Source organism: Pseudoalteromonas sp. SG43-6, from assembly GCF_014164365.1.
Classification (GTDB): Bacteria; Pseudomonadota; Gammaproteobacteria; order Enterobacterales; family Alteromonadaceae; genus Pseudoalteromonas; species Pseudoalteromonas rhizosphaerae.
In genome coordinates this window covers 1-21,038 of the sequence record NZ_JACJEZ010000049.1, presented here as the reverse complement: position 1 = coordinate 21,038, position 21,038 = coordinate 1, and the positions used below count along the sequence as shown (strand labels likewise).

General features: G+C 41.5%; 12 protein-coding genes. 10 read left to right on the top strand and 2 right to left on the bottom strand.

Translation table 11 applies throughout. The features are described from left to right. Nucleotides 1–20: 20 nt before the first annotated feature. The 6 genes from recC (at nucleotide 21) to H5201_RS17850 (ending at nucleotide 11,456) form a co-directional block, all read left to right on the top strand. A complete protein-coding gene (gene recC / locus H5201_RS17875) occupies nucleotides 21–3,329 on the top strand; it encodes an exodeoxyribonuclease V subunit gamma (protein WP_182785156.1) in 3,309 nt (1,102 codons plus the stop codon). Beyond that, entirely contained in the window at nucleotides 3,316–6,936 is a 3,621-nt protein-coding gene (recB, locus tag H5201_RS17870; RefSeq protein ID WP_182717393.1) for an exodeoxyribonuclease V subunit beta, read from the top strand. Before recC ends, recB begins: the two co-directional genes overlap by 14 nt. After that, the gene (gene recD / locus H5201_RS17865) at nucleotides 6,933–8,906 is read left to right on the top strand and encodes an exodeoxyribonuclease V subunit alpha (protein WP_182717394.1); all 1,974 of its coding nucleotides are present in this window, start codon (nucleotides 6,933–6,935) and stop codon (nucleotides 8,904–8,906) included. Before recB ends, recD begins: the two co-directional genes overlap by 4 nt. Nucleotides 8,907–9,041: 135 nt before the next feature. Continuing rightward, a complete protein-coding gene (gene blaCARB, locus H5201_RS17860) occupies nucleotides 9,042–9,908 on the top strand; it encodes a CARB/PSE/RTG family carbenicillin-hydrolyzing class A beta-lactamase (RefSeq protein WP_145233110.1) in 867 nt (288 codons plus the stop codon). A 164-nt stretch (nucleotides 9,909–10,072) separates the two neighbouring features. Continuing rightward, complete coding sequence (locus H5201_RS17855; RefSeq protein ID WP_182760887.1) at nucleotides 10,073–10,936, top strand: PhzF family phenazine biosynthesis protein; 864 nt, start codon at nucleotides 10,073–10,075, stop codon at nucleotides 10,934–10,936. Between the two features lie 115 nt (nucleotides 10,937–11,051). After that, nucleotides 11,052–11,456 carry an MAPEG family protein gene (locus tag H5201_RS17850; protein ID WP_145233112.1) on the top strand — a complete coding sequence of 135 codons (405 nt, stop codon included), beginning with the start codon at nucleotides 11,052–11,054 and terminating at the stop codon, nucleotides 11,454–11,456. Nucleotides 11,457–11,481: 25 nt separating this feature from the next. Here the strand turns inward: H5201_RS17850 and H5201_RS17845 are convergent, their stop codons facing one another. Together H5201_RS17845 and H5201_RS17840 are read right to left on the bottom strand one after the other, a co-directional pair. Continuing rightward, nucleotides 11,482–12,681: an Nramp family divalent metal transporter gene (locus H5201_RS17845; RefSeq protein ID WP_182785155.1), complete on the bottom strand. Its 1,200-nt coding sequence runs from the start codon at nucleotides 12,679–12,681 to the stop codon at nucleotides 11,482–11,484. A gap of 405 nt (nucleotides 12,682–13,086) precedes the next feature. After that, on the bottom strand, nucleotides 13,087–14,349 hold the full coding sequence (locus H5201_RS17840; RefSeq protein WP_182785154.1) for a valine--pyruvate transaminase: 1,263 nt from the start codon (nucleotides 14,347–14,349) through the stop codon (nucleotides 13,087–13,089). A 234-nt stretch (nucleotides 14,350–14,583) separates the two neighbouring features. Here H5201_RS17840 and H5201_RS17835 point away from each other — a divergent pair, with 234 nt between their 5' ends. The 4 genes from H5201_RS17835 (at nucleotide 14,584) to H5201_RS17820 (ending at nucleotide 20,870) form a co-directional block, all read left to right on the top strand. Then, on the top strand, nucleotides 14,584–15,597 hold the full coding sequence (locus H5201_RS17835; protein ID WP_182785153.1) for an endonuclease/exonuclease/phosphatase family protein: 1,014 nt from the start codon (nucleotides 14,584–14,586) through the stop codon (nucleotides 15,595–15,597). Nucleotides 15,598–15,952: 355 nt separating this feature from the next. After that, nucleotides 15,953–16,957 carry an HlyD family secretion protein gene (locus tag H5201_RS17830; protein WP_182730636.1) on the top strand — a complete coding sequence of 335 codons (1,005 nt, stop codon included), beginning with the start codon at nucleotides 15,953–15,955 and terminating at the stop codon, nucleotides 16,955–16,957. After that, nucleotides 16,957–19,746 carry a ribosome-associated ATPase/putative transporter RbbA gene (gene rbbA, locus H5201_RS17825; protein WP_182785152.1) on the top strand — a complete coding sequence of 930 codons (2,790 nt, stop codon included), beginning with the start codon at nucleotides 16,957–16,959 and terminating at the stop codon, nucleotides 19,744–19,746. The genes H5201_RS17830 and rbbA overlap by 1 nt, the downstream gene beginning before the upstream one ends. A gap of 2 nt (nucleotides 19,747–19,748) precedes the next feature. Continuing rightward, nucleotides 19,749–20,870: an ABC transporter permease gene (locus H5201_RS17820; RefSeq protein WP_182785151.1), complete on the top strand. Its 1,122-nt coding sequence runs from the start codon at nucleotides 19,749–19,751 to the stop codon at nucleotides 20,868–20,870. Nucleotides 20,871–21,038 lie beyond the last annotated feature (168 nt).

The window sequence follows — 21,038 nt, the reverse complement described above, 5'->3', positions numbered from 1 at the left end:
CAAGCAAGAACAGTGTCGCAATGCTCAATATTATTCAATCTAACCGTATGGAAGCCCTGCAAGCGCAGTTTCATCAGCTTTTAAAAGTAAACCCATTAAGCAGCCTGTTTGATAAAGAAGTGGTGTTGGTGCAATCTCCGGGTATGTCGCAGTGGCTAAAAATTGGTTTAAGTGAAAGTTTGGGGGTGGCAGCACAGGTAGATTTTCCATTGCCATCGAGCTTCATTTGGCAGTTATACCAGCAGCTATTACCGAATGTACCCAAAGAGTCGGCGTTTAATAAACCTAATCTTGCTTGGAAGTTATTTGCTATTTTACCAAACTGCATTGATGAACCGTTATATTTACCCCTTAAAACCTACTTAGCAGGTGACACTGACGGTCAAAAAACCTTTGCTTTATGTGAAAAAATAGCCGATGTATATGACCAATATTTAATGTACCGTCCGCACTGGATAGCCACATGGGACAGCGGCACTGATAAATTAGATGATGTAGATATTAGTATCGCGCCGTGGCAGCCTGATCTGTGGAGAAAAATAGTAGCGCATAGTCAAGTGCTTGGGCAAAGTCAGTTTCATCGCGCCAATATGCAAGGGCAGTTATTAGCCGCGCTTGATAAAATGGACAGTAGCTTATTACCAAAGCGGATCAGTTTATTTGGTATTTCAGCCATTGCCAGTTCGCAACTTGATGTGTTTGATGCATTGAGTAAAAAAACCGAGGTATTTTTATTCTTTTTTAATCCCAGCGAACATTATTGGGGGGATTTAATTGATGAAAAAACGGCAGCTAAAATAACGGCTAAATACGCCAAAATGCCATTGTTGGAAGCGCAGCAAAAAAAGCAAAGTGAGCCAGAGCAAGACTACTATTTTATTGGTAATCCGTTGTTATCATCGTGGGGTAAATTAGGCCGTGATTACTTTGAACAACTGGTACAGCGTGACGCAAGCTGGATTGATGGCTTTATTGATGTGTTTGACGACAGTTTACTTGGTCAAATTCAAAGCGAAATTTACCAGTTAGCGTTTAAAGGTGAATCCCTTACTGACAATAAAGAATGGTTTATAAACGATGAAGGTAAGCTTGCAATAAGCACTACCGATACCAGCATTGCTCTAAGTGATTGCCATACTCCACTTAGAGAAGTTGAGCGTTTGCACGATTACTTACTTAATTTATTTAATCAAAACCCCGCACTCACCCCAAAAGATATTATAGTAATGATGCCGGATGTTGGCACTTATAGCCCTTACATCGAAGCGGTATTTGGCGGTGCGCAGGGTAACCGTTTTATTCCCTATGCGTTAGCTGATCTAGCCATTGAGCAAGAAAAACCGGTACTGAGTTCGTTTGCAAGCTTAGCTGATCTGCCGTTTTCGCGCTTTGGTGTGTCAGATATCCTTGATTTACTGCAAGTGACGCAAATAGCTGAAAAGTTTAGTGTTGAAGCGCACGAATATGAGCAAATTCAATATTGGCTTGAGCGTGTTGGCGTCAAGTGGGGAATAAACGCCGAGCATAAGCATAGCTTTGATTTACCCGCGATAGAATTAAATACCTGGCAACATGGCTTAAACCGCTTATTGTTAGGTATTGCCCAACGTGATGAACAATGCCCGTTTAATGGCATATATAGCGCTGATGAAGTGGAAGGGATGGCACTTGATACACTCAATAAATTAGTGCATTTTATTGATGTATTGCAACACTTTAAACACAGGCTCACCCCAGACGACACGCTAACTAATAAAACCCTTATCCTGAGTGAACTATTAACGGCTATTTACGAGAGCGAAAGCGACGATAGCTGGGATTTACTGGTACTGCAAAAGGTGCTCGAAGAGCTGCAAAAGCACCATGATAATGGCGATTACACGCAAGTAGTGTCACAGCGTATTGTGAGTTATTTAATTAAACAAGGCATTCAAGAAAAAGGTGTAGGGCAACGCTTTTTAGTCGGCCAAGTGAACTTTTGTACGCTAATGCCAATGCGTGCTGTGCCATTTAAAGTGGTGTGTATGTTAGGGCTTAACGATGCCGATTACCCACGAACGGTGCAGCCGATTGGTTTTGATTTAGTGCCTTATTCGAAAAAGCAAAAAGGTGACCGATCGCGCAAATTAGATGACCGTTACTTATTTTTAGAAGCGCTGCTCAGTGCCCGTGATAACTTATACATGAGCTATATTGGCCGTTCATGTTTTGATAATCAACCGCGTATGCCATCAACCTTAGTGAGTGAATTACTAGAATACATTGGCCGCAGTTTCAAATTTGCTGAGCCAAGTGAGCAAACCTTGCCTGAGTGTTTGATCAATAAACAGCATTTACAGCCTTTTAATAGCCTAAATTATCAGGCAGATACCACTAATACGCTGCAATCCAATCACAGTTATAATCCAATTTGGTTACCCGCTCAGGCGATAATCCCAGAGCCACTGACGGCGCTTGAGGTCAGCGCACCTGAACATCTTGAGCTGGATATGTTTATCCGCAGCGTATGCAATGCACAAGAGAGTTTTTATCAGCAAAGTTTAGGGTTGCGTTTAGCACAATTTAACGAAGTAGCTAAAGATGAAGAGCCATTTAGTTTAGACGCACTGCACCGTTATTTTTATCTCGACGAAATACTCGAAGCGGCTATTTTTGAGCAGCCCCTTAGTCGTGAGCAAATACTGCAACGAGGCGAGTTACCGCAGGCGCATGTTGGAGATTTGATCTTTGAGAAAATGCAGCACCGGGTTGATGCACTGGCAGGGCAAGTTAAAGAGCACATCAAGGGCGGCAAAAATGAACCGATTGAAGTTGCGCTAACACTTCACAGTGATAACAACAGTACTGAGCTTGAAGGCTGGTTAAATCATCTTTATCAGCACAAACAAGTGTTTTATCGCAGTGCCAGTATCAAGGCAAAAGATCTCATCAAGGGCTTTATATATCACCTTGTTGCGCAGTGCGTGGATCAACATGTAGAAACTGTATTACTTGGGCTTGATAAACAAATCACTTTTGCAGCTTTGGATAAAGCAGATGCCCAAGCACTGTTGCAAGATTGGTTTACTTTATATAACGCACTACTTAAAGAACCCGTAGCGTTTTTTCCTGTGAGTGGCTATGAGTACGTAAAAAGTGGTGGCGATATTGGTAAAGCAATGAGCAAATTTAGCCCACAATATATTGGCCGAGGCGAGGGCGAGAACCCCTATATTCGCTTAACAACGCAATCGTTGAATGAGTGCCAAGAGGAATTTATACGCTGGAGCGATATGCTACTTGCGCCGTTATTTGCACATGCAAAGGAGAGTGACCATGCAAGCGCTTAATCCACTTACGATGCCGCTTATTGGGCAAAGTCTCATTGAAGCCAGTGCAGGCACCGGTAAAACTTATACTATTACAGGTTTATATTTACGTTATTTACTCGGCATGCAAATCGCGCAACAACACTCATCGCCCGTAAATACTCCGCTGAGTGTTGAACAAATATTGGTCGTTACGTTTACCGATGCCGCCACCCAAGAAATTAAAGACCGTGTGCGCACTCGTATTATAGCAGCACGTGATGCACTGCTTGGCCAAGCAACAGAGGATGAGCTGATCAATGCTGTGATCGCCACAATCGATGATAAACACCGTGCATTTGATTTGCTCGATGCCGCCGCTAAATCGATGGATGAAGCAGCAATATTCACCATTCATGGTTTTTGCCAACGAATGTTAAAACAGCATGCGTTTGAGTCTGGTGTGGCGTTTAATTTGGAGTTTATTTTAGATCAACGGGAGATCTTGCTTGAAACCATTAAAGATTTTTGGCGAGTGTTTGTATATCCACTCAATAAAGAAAAAACCGATGCAATTTTAGAGGTATTTGCTGCCCCTGAAGCGTTATTTAGTAAAGTGGCCAACATACTTAATAAAGGCAATGCGCTGGTTACTCCGCAAATAAAACTAGATGATGTGTGGCAAGCACGCGAGCTATATCTTGGTAAAGTCGCGAGCTTTAAAAAAGCCTGCCTTGATAGCGAATTTATTGCAGCTGTAAAAAGCTCTGGCTTAAGTGGTGCCAAAACACCTGCACGTAAAGGTAGCCTTGCAGCGCTTGAGGCATTTTGTAAAGGTGATGAGCTATTTTTTGAGTTTGGTACAAACAAGTACTCTTATGAAATATGGAGTACTGAAAACCTCAGTGACGAAGCTAATTATAAAAAAAATCAGCCTTTGTTTAGTCATGTAATGCTTAGCCAGTTTGATGAAATGGCTAAGCTTGTTAACACTGTTAATCAAGGCTTGGCAATCGCTATTGTGCAACATGCGGCAAGTTGGGTTAAACAAGCCATTGTAAAACGCAAGCAAGAGCAAAGCGTTATAACTCCTGATGATTTATTAACTAATTTGCACAGTGCACTCAATACAGAGCAAGGCGCAGCACTGGCAGAAAAAATAGCGCAGTTGTTCCCGGTAGCGATGATTGATGAGTTTCAAGATACTGATCCCATTCAGTACGGTATTTTTAGTAAAATTTATAGCCAAGAAAACACCACGCTTGCCATGATAGGCGACCCTAAACAAGCTATTTACGGTTTTAGGGGCGCGGATATTTTTACGTACATTGGTGCTAAACACGAAGTGGCAAAGGAGCAGCAATTTACCCTTGGTACTAACTTTCGTTCCAGTAGCGATGTGGTTGCAAGCGTCAATGCACTGTTTAGTAAACACGATAACAGCTTTATTTATAACGATGCGATCCCGTTTAATCGCGTGGCGGCACAAGGTAAAAAAGCCGATAAATCGTTTTTAATAGATGGCCAACCTGCCACCGCCTTTGAGTTTTGTGTGTTTGCAGATAGCGCCGCAGATGAAAAAAATAAACCAACTAATAAAGGCATTGGCCAGCAACATTTAGCTAGCTATTTTGCCAATAAAATAGTGATCTTACTTGAGCAAGCACAGCAAGGGCGTGCGTGTATTGCGAATAAGCCAGTCACGGCGGCAGATATTTGTATTTTGGTGCGTGATCGGGTTGAAGCGCAAATTATGAAAAAAGCCCTCAGTGATGCCAAAATTGCGAGCGTGTACTTATCCCGTGAGAGTGTATTTAGCCAAGAGCTGAGCCATCATTTACTTAATTTTTTATCGGCTTTACATGGCCAATACAACGAATCATTGTTGCGAGGCGTGTTAGCTGGGCCACTATTTTGCTTAAGTTATAATGACATTTATGCCTTGGCTGATGATGAAGCACAGTGGCAAGAGCATCTTAACTTTTTTGCTTACCTGAGCTCTATTTGGTACAAACAAGGTGCAATGGCAATGCTTGAGCACTTACTCAGTCACAATCAATTAAGCGCGAAATGGCAAGGGTTGGGTTACAACGTTGAACGTTGGCTGACCGATTTTCGTCATTTAGGCGAGATCCTACAGCAAAAACAAATCGAGCTAGAGGGTACTTTACGGTTATTACGTTGGTTTGCGCAGCAAGTAAGTCAACAAGATGGTGAAACCGTGCAAGTACGCCTTGAGAGTGATGCCAATTTGGTAAAAATAGTCACTATGCATGCTTCAAAAGGGCTTGAATACCCGCTGGTATTTATGCCATTTGCCAGCGGTTATCGTGAAACGAAAGATGCGTTGTATCATCAGGATGGCCAGCTGATTTACGATCTCAGTAAAAACGATGATGCGTTACAAAAAGCGGAGCAAGAACGCCTAGCTGAAGATCTACGGTTATTGTATGTTGCACTCACTCGCGCCGTTCATTACTGCGCAATTGGTATGTATAACCTAGGCCAAGGACAAAGTAGTCGGTTGGCAATTCAAAGTAGCTCCTTAGGGCATGTATTATTTGCAGGACTTGATATCACCAGTAGTTTAGTGTGGCGCACGCATTTACAAGAGTTTTGTGCTGACAAACCAGCCATGAGCTATCAACAGTTTACTAGCGAAGAGTTATCTCAGCAGGGTGCATTATCACTGCAATCAAGCCAAACACAAAGTCACAGTGTGAGTGTTAATAAGGTTAAAGTTAAAATTGAACGTGATTGGCGCACCACCAGTTTTAGTGCGCTGAGTTTTAAAAGTCATAGCGAGCATTTAGAACCTGGGCGCAGCGACGAAGATCATCAAAAAGATGAGTTTGCAACGCAACAAGACGATATTCGCTCACCTTATAGCTTTCCCAAGGGGGCAAAACCGGGTAGTTGTTTACACGAGATTTTTGAGCAATTGGATTTCACCAGCCCAGAGCAGCACCCCACAAACCATGAGCAAAACCTAAGCGTGGTAGTTGAGCGCAGCTTAAACAAATACCATATTAGTGAGCAATGGCAAGAGACAACTGAGCAATGGGTGCTTGCCGCGTTAAACTGCCCATTGAATGAAAACGGTTTAAGCTTAAGTAAATTAACGCCACGGGATTGTTTGGTTGAAATGGAGTTTAATCTGCCAATTACCAGTTTAACGGCAAAAGGCTTGAATGAAACATTGATTAAGCACTTTGGTTTTAATCAAAGTAGGCTCGATTTTTATGATGTAAAAGGCTTATTAAAAGGGTTTGTCGATTTAATATTTTGTCATAACGAGCAGTATTTTATTTTGGATTATAAGTCTAACTTTTTAGGCAACCAGCCAACTGATTATGAGCAAGAGCATTTAGAGCAAGCTATGAGTAGCCACCAGTACCATTTACAGTATCTAATTTACACCGTGGCATTGCATCGGTTATTAAAACAACGGATCAACAATTACAGCATTGAGCAGCATTTAGGTGGCGTATATTACACCTTTTTACGTGGTATGGCAGATGGAAAAGGTGTGTACTTTAAAAAGTTGACCGCCGAGCAAGTTATTATTTTAGATGGGCTTTTTAGTCAAGGCAGTGTTGCCCAAAGCATAGATGAGGCAACCGAAAATAGCCAAGGAGCAATGCTATGAGCGTGTTAGATACCAATACAGCCATTGCAACAGCAGCGACGAACGACGTACAAATAGTGCCATTATTTGATTACCTACTTAGCGAAAACCGGCTACGAATGGTTGATATAAAACTGGCAGAATTACTGTGTAGCAGTGAGCAAACTCAACAACCAAACGACGTTTATTCACTGCTTTTATTACTCTGTTTATCGCAGCAAAGTCAGCACAGCTGTTTAGATTTAGCGCAGGTAGATTGGCGTAATCCGTTTAATTTACGCCAAAGTGATTTTACCAAACTAGCGGGCATAATTCCTGACACACTCAGCCCGTTTAACGACACATTTACCACCGCAGAGGCAATTAATTGCTTGCAAAACCATCCTAGTGTCGGGGAGACTAAACCGTTACAGTTACTTGAACAACGACTTTATTTTGCACGTCTAAGCGGTTATGAGCAAACACTGGCATCAAGATTGTTGTTAATGAGTGAGCGTAAGCTCGATATTGATAGCGATAAGTTAACTCAGTTACTTTGTGACTATTTCCCCGAACAAGATGCACCAGAGCAAGGGCTCGATTGGCAAAAGGTTGCCTGTGCGATGGCAGCAACCAAAGGCTTTAGCGTTATTACCGGTGGCCCAGGAACAGGTAAAACCACGACCGTGACTAAGCTACTAGCAATTTTACAATCGCTTTATCAAAATGCCCCACTGAGTATTAAGTTGGTGGCACCGACAGGCAAAGCCGCTGCGCGATTAAGTGAATCAATCCTTGGGGCAAAACAACAGTTAAAAGATAAAATAAGCGCTGCTATTACGCCGCTGATCCCAGAAAGCGCGCAAACGATTCACCGGTTACTGGGGGTAAAACCGTTTACTAATAAGTTTAGGCATAACCGCAGTAATCCATTGCATTTAGATGTATTGATCATTGATGAAGCGTCGATGGTTGATTTATCGCTGATGGCTAAACTAATTGAGGCCTTACCAGAGCATGCGCGACTTATATTACTCGGTGACAAAGACCAGCTTGCCTCGGTTGATACCGGCAGTGTAATGAGCGATTTATGCCAAGGTTTAGTGCTTGGTCAAACACCAAGTTATTCAGAGGCGCGTTGCGCTGAACTAAACAGCTTATGCTTTAATAACCAGCGAAAATTAGTCGCAGGTAATAGTCAATTCAAACTGGCCGACTGTATCGCGTTTTTACAGCACAGTTACCGTTTCACAGCCGACAGCGGCATAGGTCAATTAGCATTAGCGGTTAATACCAATAACAGCGGCAAGCTCAATTATGTAGAGCAAGAGCTGAGCAGCGGCCAATTTAAAGACGTTATTTTAGACTATGACATTGTAAGTAAACCGATTGATAAACTAGTACAAAGCGCCGCCAGTAAATACGCTCAGTATCTTAATTTAATTAAACAACACGCGAGCGTACAAGACATACATAAAGCTTTTGCCAGTTACCAGTTGTTAGCCGCAGTACGCGAAGGAGATTACGGCGTTCATAGTTTAAATAAACGTATTGAAACACAATTAAGCCAGCAAGGATTGATTAATGTAAACTCAAATCAGCGGCATTATTTGGGCATGCCGATTATGATTGCGCAAAACGATTATCAGCTAAAACTATTTAATGGAGATATTGGGATTTTAATGCACGACGACAGTGCCCAGCTCAAAGCCATATTTATTGACGAGCAGGGCAATCAACGGGCATTTTCACCAGCCAGACTACCAGCCCATGACACAGTTTATGTAATGACTATTCATAAATCACAAGGCTCCGAGTTTGCCTATACGGCTATGGTACTGCCACCACAAAACCAAGCAACTGCCGGCATCAACCGCCAGTTAGTCTACACCGGCATTACCCGTGCTAAAAACACTTTCGAGCTGGTGGCTGATAAAAAAGTGTTGTTAATGGCAATGAATAAATCAGTCAGCAGGGCATCAGGATTGTATGAGAGGTTGGTGGAGTTTTGAAAGGGAAAGCTTTAAGTTTTAAGCTGCTTGCTCTGACCCCGTTAAATTTATCATGTAGGTCAAGCTTTAGCTTTTTTGTTGTCACAGATGCTTTGATATAAAATGCTGGTTAATCAGAATCATGGGATTAAATAGATGAATTCTTTATTGGTTATTTTGCTTTTAATACCATTTGTGGCATTTTCACATAGCCCAAAATTTCAACAAGTGGAGCAAGAAGCTAGGTTAATCGAAGTGACGCTTTCGGGCCGGATAGGGGTAACGGTTCTTGATACTAAAAATGGAGAATACTGGGATTACAAAGGTGATGAACGCTTCCCTTTGACAAGTACTTTTAAAACAATTGCTTGTGCAAAGTTATTGTATGACTCTGAGCAAGGGGATATTAATCTTAATAGTACAGTCAAAATTAAAAAGACAGATCTTGTGACGTATTCTCCGGTTATAGAAAAGTATGTAGGACAAGCAATAACCCTTGATGATGTGTGCTCTGCAACCATGAAAACAAGTGATAATACCGCGGCAAACATCATCATAAATGCAGTAGGGGGCACAGAAAGCATAACTGATTTTGTAAGGCACACAGGGGATGAAAAAACTCGCTTAGACCGTTTTGAGCCCGATTTAAATGAAGGAATACCAGGAGACTTAAGGGATACAACGACTCCTAAATCAATAGCAAACACTTTAAATGAGCTATTATTCGGCTCAACACTTTCTCCAATGAGCCAAGAAAAGTTAAAAACATGGATGGTCAATAACCAAGTAACTGGTAACTTGTTGCGCTCAGTGTTGCCTGAAGGTTGGAACATAGCCGATCGTTCCGGGGCTGGTGGCTTTGGTGCTCGAAGCATTACAGCTGTAGTATGGAGTGAACATCAATCACCGATCATAATTAGCATCTACATAGCGCAAACTGAGGTCTCAATGAAAGAACGCAATGAGGTGATCGCTAAACTAGGGAACTCCATTTTTAAAGTTTATACATCGCAGTCTCGTTGATAAAGCTAACGTTGAGGTCTTTCATGGATAAAGAGTTAAGTCTGATGATCCTGCCAGAACAGCTAAACCATTGAATCAAAATAGCAACTCGGCTATGGTTGATGGATTAAAAGATAAATAAAACGAGTCACTCTTAAGGCTCGTTATAGAGGGAGTTGGTACAGGTGGATATTGAAGTTGCTTTGGTAAACGCGTTTACAGTAAATGGCAAAGGTGGCAACCCTGCAGGCGTTGTTTTTAATGCTGACAGGCTCACAGATGCTGAAAAATTAAAAATTGCTCAAGTTGTCGGGTATTCAGAAACGGCTTTTGTTGCTAGTGATAATGAAGCTGATTTTGAGGTGTCTTTTTTTACTACAACAGCAGAAGTTGATTTTTGTGGTCATGCTACGCTAGCTACTTTTTCTACTATGTTCCAAGAAGGTATGCTTACTGCGGGCACTTATGTTCAGCGCACCAAGGCTGGCATGTTATCTGTGAGTATTGAACCAAATGGTAAGGTTGTCATGGAGCAGCAATTACCTGAAAAAATAGCTGGTTTTTCATATCAAGAAATTGCCCATGTGATAGGTATTGAAAGTAATATACTTGAAAGCACAAACTTACCTATTGAAGCTATCTCAACAGGACTAGCCGATGTCATTATTGCTGTTCCTCATGGCTATTTAGATGCAATAGAGCCAAACGATGAACGTATCGCTGATTTTTGCAAACAGCATAACCTTGTTGGCTTTCATGTTTTTGAGCTTTGTGAAGTGCAAAGTAAACATACAGCCAGCTGCCGTAATTTTGCTCCTTTGTTTGGTATTTCTGAAGAGTCAGCAACAGGAAGCTCTTGTGGGGCTTTAGCATGTTACCTTACCGAGCATCTTGCTGAGTTAGGGAGTGAATATGTTTTTGAACAAGGTAGGGCTATGAATTGCCATTCAATAATTACAGCATCTGTTGAGTCTAACAATTCAATAATAAACAGCGTAAAGGTGGGTGGTTTTGCCAATAGTATAGGCTCAGTAATAGTCGCCGTATAACAGCTACTCTCTTAAGCCTAGTAATTGACAATAGCGTACAATTGACTGTTTTTATTCTATGTTGAAGAAGCTTGTTTTAGCGAAGGTTAGATTACTTTAAAGGACTCAGTGTGAAATGAATACTATATTTTTGCCCATGTTCGCGCACGTGATTTTGTGTGTTGTGCTATATGGTTTGCTCACTATTGCCAGAGCCCCAAGTGTATGGGGGCTTGGTAAAAGAGCGGATGGCTCTAATCCATTTCAATCTATACAGCCAAAACTCAGCGCTAATTTGAGCAACCAATTCGAGTGGCCGGTATTTTTTCATCTGGTTTGTGTGCTTTTAATTTCTACTGATTCAACAATTAGTTCAGCTTATTATTTGCTAGCTTGGGTCTTTATCGCTGGGCGAGTGTTGCACAGTGGTGTTCAAATATTCACTTCAAACATCAGGCTGCGAGGAAGTGTTTTTACAATTAACTTCATCGCAGTACTCGCAATGTGGGTGATGTATAGCATTGAAAAAATGAGCAGTTAACAAGGTGGAAAGACTCGCAAACGTATCAAAAAATCAAACTAAACAGCTTGTAACCACTTAAGCCAAAAATAAGCACTAACACCGGTAAAGTAAGTAAGTTTACCAACATTGAGTTGGTGTATTTGCCCATTACTGTTTTTTGGTTAACCAGCCACACTAGGTAGGTGGTTACAATAGGCAGTAATAGTCCATTAGCTGCTTGGGCAAAAATTATCACGGCAACAGGGTCTAAACCCAGAGACGCCACGGCTGCACCAAATAATAAAATAACAATGGCGACACTTTTAAAGCGGGTGTTATCCATTTTATTTGACCAACCTAACATGCCACATACTGCATACGCACCGGCAAGAGGGGCTGTAATTGCACTGGTTAAACCAGCTGCAAATAAGCCAATAGCAAAAAAGTAATGGGCGGCATCACCTAGTAAGGGTTCAAGCTGCACCGCCATGTTGGCAGCGCTAATTTGCCCTGCATCTGTGCCATAAAATGCCACTGACGCGGTTGATAAAATAGCCAGCGTGATCACGCCACCTAAGGTGATAGACACACCCGTATCTACATTAGTTTGCTTAATGACTTTTTGTTTATCACTTTTGCTGTCGTGTCTTGCAGCTAAAACACCTGAGTGTAAAAATAAGTTATACGGCACTATGGTGGTGCCCACTAATGCCAATACCGTGGTAATTGAACCCTCTGGCATACTAGGAATAAAGCCTGCTAACACATCACTCAGCGAGGGAGCAGCCATAACTAACGTAGAGATAAACACTAGGCTCATTAAAATCACTAATAAAATAAGCGCGTTTTCAACGACTTTGTGTTTACCGCTGTAAAGTAACACCGCACTTAAAAATGCAATGAGTGGCGTCCAAAGCTGGGCATTAACATGAGGAAATATTTCAATTAATCCCATGCTGGCACCGCTAAGGTTGCCAGCCTCGTAGGCGGCACTACCTACTCCAATGGCGCTGATCACTAAAAATATAGCGAGAGATTTAAATAGGGGCATTTCAATGTGAGCTCTTAGCGCTTGCGCTAAATCTTGCCCGGTGGCTACGCCAAGGCGCGCCGCCATAGATTGTAATAATATGGTGGCAATAACTGAAAACAGTAATGTCCATATTAGTGCAAAACCAAAGTTTGCACCTGCCACGCTGGCAGTCGTAATAGTCCCTGGTCCAATGAAGGCAGCGGTGACGAGTAGTCCTGGTCCTAATCGCATAATTGACCTTAATAGTACTTTTATATATTGCTATTTAAAGTTACATCTAACGTTTTATAACGCGATGCCTGTATTATTGCTGCCACTTATATTAAGTGCCTTGCAGCGATAGCCGCCCCTTGGCAAACCCTTTTTTGATGATAATCATATGTTAAAAAAGGTCGCGTAGCATACCAACTTATATATAAATTTAAAGGGGGTGTGGCGCGTTTGCACAAAATTAATACAATCAATAAATAACAGTAATAACCGCTTACCTCAGTTTAGGGCTTATTTAACGGCTTAGAGGATGACTGAATAACCTTAAATTGTTCACAGGTTTATGCCAATAACTATAGGCACTATAAACGCTTTGCACGCATTGTATTCGAACAGAGGGTTTGAATACCCTAAATATCACCCAATTCATGCCATCACTGCTTTAATGGCCTCTAAGCCTTTTCGCAAAGTGCTGGCATCGGTTGCATAATTAATGCGAATACACTGGTGTTTGTGTGCCCAAGCATCATCAATACCAATAAAAAAATTATGCCCGGGAATAATATAAACATCCTGCTCTTTGAGCTTTTGGTAAAGTTGTTCGCTGGTTATTTTTGCCTCTTTAAACCACAGCCACATAAAAAATGCGCCTTCTACTTTGTGTAAGTAAACGGGGAGGTGGGCAAATATTTCATCAAACAAGTTCATTGCTGTTTGTGCTTTTTCTCGATAAAAAGGCAGCACTGAGTTTTTACACAGCGGAAGGAGTTCATCTTCATTAATAAGGCGCGTTACTAAACTTGGGCCAAAACTGTTCGGCGACAAAACCATACTGCCATTTACACGGCCAATGGCTTTAATTATGTCATTGTTAGCCACTACAATACCGGTTCGCAAACCCGGTAGGCCAAGCTTTGAAAGTGACATGCATAAAATAATGTTTGAGTTCCAGGTTAAGTTTGCGTCGGTATAAATACACCCAGGGAATGGGTCGCCGTAGGCGTTATCAATGATCAGTGGGATATTATATTGCTTAGCCAATAAATCGAGATGCTGTACTTCTTCATCAGTAATGACATTGCCTGTTGGGTTAGTCGGGCGCGATACACACAGTGCGCTAATGCTGCTGTCGCTTGCTAATACTTGCTCAACAGCTTTAAAATTAATGATATATTTAAATTGGTTTGAGCCACTTTCAGTATTTAAAATTTCGATATCGGGCTTTATTGCTACAAACATATCGTCAGTTAAGCCTTGATCTGCATAGCCTACATATTCAGGTGCCAGCGGAAATAAAACCTTTTTATGGCTTCCATCAGGCATACTGCCAGCTAACAGATTAAATAACACAAAAAAATTGGCTTGGCTGCCATTACCAAGCGCTATATTATTTGCGGTTAAATCCCATGAGTATTCACTTTTTAGTTGCTTGGCCAGAGCTGCACGAAATGCATCATTACCCGTTGGGCCATCGTAAAGTCCAAATACGTTGGAAAGTGTATTATTAGCAACAAGCTTTTGTAACTCATTGATAAAAATATCATTAACCTCAGGCACTAGGGCCGGATTACCACCACCGAGCATAACAATATTTGGATTATTACTGTTTTTAGCATCGCCTAAATCTTCCATTAACTGTGTAATACCATTAGGTTGAGTAAATTTAGTGCCGAAGTTTGAGTAATCCATAATGACCGTGTGCCTTAAAAAATGATAAGTTAGTGTAAATTAACGCTATGAATTTGATATTGAAAAATTTTCACCGCTTAGATTAATATAGCGATAACCCGCTATAATCGTTTTTCTTATTTTAAGTAGGGCAGCCTTATCAGCAACCTTGAATCACACACTAAAACACCTTTAAACACCACTGCAGACGATTCGGTTATTACTGATACGATTCTTAAAATTGCCACTTTTAATTTGTTTAATTACCTTGAGCCGCCTAATGCCTATTATGAATTTGAACGCATATACACCACAGAGCAGTGGGCTAAAAAGCAGCGTTGGCTTATTAATTACTTAACCGAGCATCAGCCTGATGTGATTGGCTTTCAAGAAGTATTTAGTATTGAGTCGCTTAAAGAATTAGTTAAAGAGCAAGGTTATGCGTACTTTGCCGTGGTAGATGAGCCCCAGGTAATCGACGACTTTATTTACAAACGCCCTGTTGTGGCAATAGCCGCAAAATACCCAATTGCTGAAGTGGCAACTGTTGAGCATGACCATGAGTTTGCTGAAACCCTTGGTTTAACTGAGGATTTTACATTTAGCCGAAAGGTGCTTAGAGCTACAATAACCTTACCGCATATCGGCAACACGGATTGTTATGTGGTGCATTTTAAGTCTAAGCGCTCAATGATAGAGCTTGATGAGCAAAACAAAGACCTCACACCCGAAAAAAACATTATTGAGTTATTAAAAGCCGATATAGCAGGGAGTTGGGGCTCAACTATTCAGCGCGGCAGTGAAGCCACATTACTGATGATGGACATCATTGCGCGCCGCGAATCTACACAAAACCCAATGGTTTTAATGGGCGATTTTAACAACGACTTAGCCGATGGCGTTTTAAGCCATTTACTAACAAATACACTGCGCTTTGCCCCCACGTTTGACAGTAAAACTTACCTTGTAAAATATTGCCTTAACGACGCATGGCAGTTATTTGCAAAGTCGCAATTAAATTTGGCTAATCAAAATAATGAAAATACAGTGGATTTAAAGCGAAAGCCTACCCATTATTTTGGCGCGAGAAGCTCAGTGCTTGACTACATTTTGTTATCTTTCGAGTTTGACTCAAGTTACGACGACAGTTTTTTTGAGGTGAGTCAGTACCATACTTACGATCGTCATTTAATTAACCCTGAATTTGAGCGTGATGATTTAAGCACCGATCATGGCGTGGTATTGATTAGCTTAGCATTAAGGACGTAACGGGTTTTGTTACTAAAAATTATAAGCTAATCTGCCGCTGACATAATTAGTATTAAGGCGCTCAGTAGGTGCCTTGATGTTTTCCCTTTCTTTTATCCTGCGGTTTTAAAAAATCACTAATAATTAGTGCATTAACTCTAATTTATATTGATCCACATCATCTTTATTAACGGTGAGAATGGTAGATTAGTGACGCTGGATTTTTAAGTTCGTTTAAATCGCTTATTACAACTACCCTTGTTGTACTTACAAAGCAGGGTTGCTTTTATATAACAAATAGCGTGCTGTATCCTAAAAATTTTTACCTTGATTACCCTCACTTACATTACTTTATACATACATGGAGTTTTAGCACATGACAATTAAATCAACGTTCAAATCTTTGAGTAAGCTCGCTGTATTGATCATTGTGGGGGGGGCTGGCTGGTATGCTTGGCAAACCTTGCAACCTACATCATTTGCTGAACAACTCCCTGACAGTGTTGCCTATGGAAATGGGCGAATTGAAGCGACTGAGTACGATATTGCTACAAAATTACCGGGCCGCTTAGTTGACGTTATGGTGCAAGAAGGCGATATGGTCAAAGCGGGTCAAACGTTAGCGGTTATTGATACTGATGATTTAAATGCACAGTTACGTGAAGCTCAGGCGGGGCTTCGTGTTGCTAATGAGTCTCGTAAATACGCATTAGCGATTGTAGAGCAGCATAAAAGTGAGCTTAATTTTGCACAAACTGAATTGCGCCGCTCTGCAAAATTATTAGAAAAAGGCCATATTTCAAAAGAAGTGGTAGATCAACAACGAACCACCTCTGCTATTGCGCAAGCTGCTTTAACCGCGGCAAACGTAAAAGTTGTGCAGTCGGATGCTGAAATAGAAGCAGCGCAGGCACGTATTGAGCGATTACAAAGCAACATAGCCGACAGCACGCTCACAGCACCAATCAATGGACGCATATTGTATCGATTAGCTGAGCCTGGCGAAGTGCTTGGCAGTGGTGGCAAGGTTTTATCGTTATTGGATTTAACCGATGTTTATATGAGTATATATTTACCAACAGCGCAAGCAGGCAAGGTAACAATAGGCTCACAAGCACGCATTGTTATTGATGCTGTTGCCGAGTATACATTACCGGCTAAAGTGACGTTTGTGTCTGCACAGGCGCAATTTACCCCTAAATCGGTAGAAACCCGAAACGAGCGCGATAAACTGATGTTTAGAGTTAAGGTAAAACTCGACTCGCAGTTATTAAAAGACCATATCAAACAAGTAAAAACAGGGGTGCCAGGGCTTGCTTATGTGTTGTTAGCGCCTGAAAAAAATTGGCCTACGTCATTACAGGTACGAGTACCTGAATAATGGATAACGACGATAAAAACATTCAACAGCCACCACGTGAAAGTGTGGTTACGCTTACTAAGGTGAGCCATCGCTATGCTAATAATCGCGTGCTGGACAACATTAGTATTTCATTACCTGCCGGGAAAATGGTCGGGTTTATAGGCCCTGATGGCGTAGGAAAATCAAGCTTGCTGGCACTTATAGCGGGGGCAAGGGCGATTCAAGAGGGGGAGGTTGAGGTATTAAACGGCAATATGCGCAGCAGTGGTTTTCGTAATACGGTGTCGCCACGCATTGCTTACATGCCTCAAGGGCTTGGCAAAAATGTGTATCCAACACTTTCTGTGTTTGAAAATATAGATTTTTTTGGTCGTCTATTTTCTCAAAATAAAGCCGAGCGAATACAACGAATTAATAACCTTTTAAAAAGTACAGGCTTAGAGGCATTTGCCGATCGCCCCGCAGAAAAGCTCTCTGGCGGGATGAAACAAAAACTCGGTTTGTGCTGCGCACTGATCCATGACCCTCAATTATTAATTTTAGATGAGCCAACAACCGGAGTTGATCCGCTATCGCGTCGTCAATTTTGGCAATTAATAAACAGTATTCGCGCTGAAAATACTCAGATGAGCGTACTGGTTGCGACCGCCTACATGGAAGAAGCCGATGATTTTGATTGGCTAGTTGCTATGGACGATGGAAAAGTAATCGGTACGGGCAGCCCACAAAACCTGAAAGCGCAAACTAATAAAGAATCGCTTGATGAAGCCTTTATAGCATTACTTCCTGAAGAAAAGCGCCATGATCATCAGCGGTTAGTTGTGCCACCTCGTAAACAAGACTTAAACACAACTCAGTTCGCTATAGAAGCAAATGGATTATGTAAAACATTTGGCGATTTTACCGCCGTTAACAAGGTGAGCTTGAGTATTGAACAAGGTGAAATTTTTGGCTTTTTAGGCTCAAATGGCTGTGGAAAAACTACCACAATGAAAATGCTTACCGGGTTACAACCGGCAACCAGTGGCGAAGCAAAATTGTTTGGTGAAAACGTCGATGCCAATAACATAGAAAGCCGCAAGCGCGTTGGTTTTATGTCACAAGCGTTTTCGCTTTATAACGAGCTTACAGTGAAGCAAAACTTGGTATTGCATGCGCGTTTATTTCACTTACCTGCAGAGAAAATAGAGCCGCGCGTTAAAGATTTAATTACTCGGTTTAACCTTAAAAAATACAGTGACTATTTTCCTACCGATTTGCCCCTAGGTATTCGCCAGCGTTTATCGCTTGCTGTTGCGGTAGTACATAGCCCTGAAATGCTCATACTTGATGAGCCCACATCGGGTGTAGACCCCGTTGCAAGGGATGACTTTTGGCAGTTACTCATTGAGCTTTCGCGCGAACAAGGCGTGACTATTTTTATTTCGACTCACTTTATGGATGAAGCGGCACGTTGCGATAGAATTTCGTTAATGCATGCAGGTAAAATACTTGCCAGCGATACGCCAGCTGCACTGTGCCAAGCGCGTAATACCGACACACTAGAAGCTGCCTTTATTGCATATTTAGAAGAAGCGGTAAATGCAGCGGGAGCAAGCTCGGCGTTACAAGCATCGATAACGGATAAACCCAAAGTATTGGCTAAAGCGCCCGCTACTCGTAAAAATAACACTAACCCAGCATTCAGTTTGTTGCGGTTATTTGGTTATGCGCATCGCGAAACGCTAGAGTTATGGCGCGATCCTATTCGCCTAACGTTTGCTTTACTGGGCTCAATAATTTTACTGTTTATTTTAGGTTACGGCATTACATTTGATGTTGAAGATTTAAGCTTTGCGGTACTAGATCAAGACCAATCGCCCGAGAGCCGCAACTACATTCAAAATATGGCAGGTTCACGTTACTTTATTCAAAAAGCAGATATTAAAAGCCCGCAAGAACTTAATAAACGAATGCGCAGTGGTGAGTTAAGCGTGGCCGTTGAAATTCCACCTAACTTTGGTCAGCAATTTAAACGCGGCCGTAAACCTGAAATTGTAGTGTGGATTGATGGTTCTATGCCGTTTAGGGCAGAAACGATTAATGGTTATATGAGCGGCGTGTATTACAGCTATTTAACCAACTTATCTTTACGCACTTATGCACAAGTACCAAACTTAGTGCCCGCTAATATTGAATCTCGCTATCGTTATAACCAAGATTTTAAAAGCATTGAGGCCATGGTGCCGGCGGTTATTCCACTGCTATTGGTATTTATTCCTGCGATATTGATGGCGCTTGGCGTAGTGCGGGAAAAAGAGTTGGGTTCAATCATAAACTTATATGTAACACCGGTTAACCGGCTGGAATTTATTATTGGCAAACAGCTGCCTTACATTTTAGTGAGTATGATCAGCTTTTTTGGCTTAGTCGCACTTGCTATTACCGTGTTTGGTGTGGCGCTAAAAGGCAGCTTTTGGGCGCTTAGTTTGGCTGCATTATTATACGTTACAGCGACTACCGGAGTGGGGCTGTTAATTTCGGCTTTTACAAAAACACAAATTTCAGCACTGGCAGCCACTACAGTGGTTGTGTTGATGATTGCCGTTAACTTTTGTGGGCTAATTGACCCTGTTTCTTCCTTAGAAGGGTTTGGTGCGATTATTGGTAAACTGTTTCCGACCACCTACTTTTTAGAGGCATGTCGGGGGGTCTTTAATAAAGCGCTTAATTTTTCTGATTTATCAGCCCAGCTACTGCCTTTATTCGCTTTTATACCCGTGCTGACTCTGGCCAGTGTATTTTTACTTCCAAAGCAGGACAAATAGCCATGCAACGTCGCGGAAACATTGTTAATTTAGGTATTAAAGAGTTGCGTAGTTTATGGCGTGATAAGGTTTTGCTGCTATTCGTTTTTTTTGCTTTTACTGGGTTGATTTATGTGGTGGCTTCAGCCACGTCGATAGAGTTAAATAATGCGCCGATTGCAGTTGTTGATCACGACCAATCGCAATTATCTAAGCGTATTATTAATGCCTTTTATGAGCCTTACTTTAAAACGCCAGACAGTATTTCATTAAGCGATGTTGACTCAGCTATGGATAATGGCCGTTATACTTTTGTGCTTAATATCCCGCCTTATTTTGAGCGTGATGTACTTGCAGCTAAGCAACCTACAATTCAAGTAAATATAGATGCTACGCGCATGTCGCAAGCATTTATTGGTGATAACTATATTCAAACCATTATTAACGGCGAAGTAAATGAGTTTGTGCAAGGTTATCGAACCGTTTATTCACTGCCAATAAAGCAATCGGCGCACATTATGTTTAATCCAAACATGACAAGTGTATGGTTTGGTAGCGTGATGGAATTGATGAACGTGATCACAATGATTTCGATTATTTTAACTGGCGCCGCGGTGATCCGTGAACGCGAACACGGCACATTAGAGCATTTATTAGTGATGCCGTTAAGCCCCTTTGAAATAGTGATGGCGAAAATTTGGGCTAATGGTTTAGTGATTTTATTACTGACTGCGTTTTCATTATTTATTGTGATCGAAGGTTTGTTACAAGTGCCTATTCATGGCTCGCCAGGCTTATTTTTATTTGGCGTTGCTATTCATTTATTTGCGACCACATCGCTGGGTATATTGTTAGGCACGCAGGCGCGCACTATGCCGCAACTCGGGTTATTGATGATCTTAATTTTATTACCATTACAAATGCTGTCTGGCGGTGTTACGCCGCGAGAAAGTATGCCTGAGGTGGTGCAAAATATAATGTTATTGGCGCCAACAACGCATTTTGTAAAATTTGCTCAAGCTATTTTATACCGAGGAGCAGGGTGGGATGTAGTTTGGCCTTACTTTTTAGCGTTAGTTGTTATTGGCAGTGTGTTTTTTACTGTTGCATTAATGCGCTTTCGTAAATCAGTGGCGCAAGGTTAGGGTAATATACCAACCTGCATAAATATTTGAACAATTTAACGAATTAAATCACCCTATAACGTTGTTAAAAATTTTTCATTTAGAACAACTAGATATCAAAAATTTTGCCTAGTTATAGAGCAATTTTCTTATCGTTAAAATAGATCCCATATCCAAGCAGATTGGTAT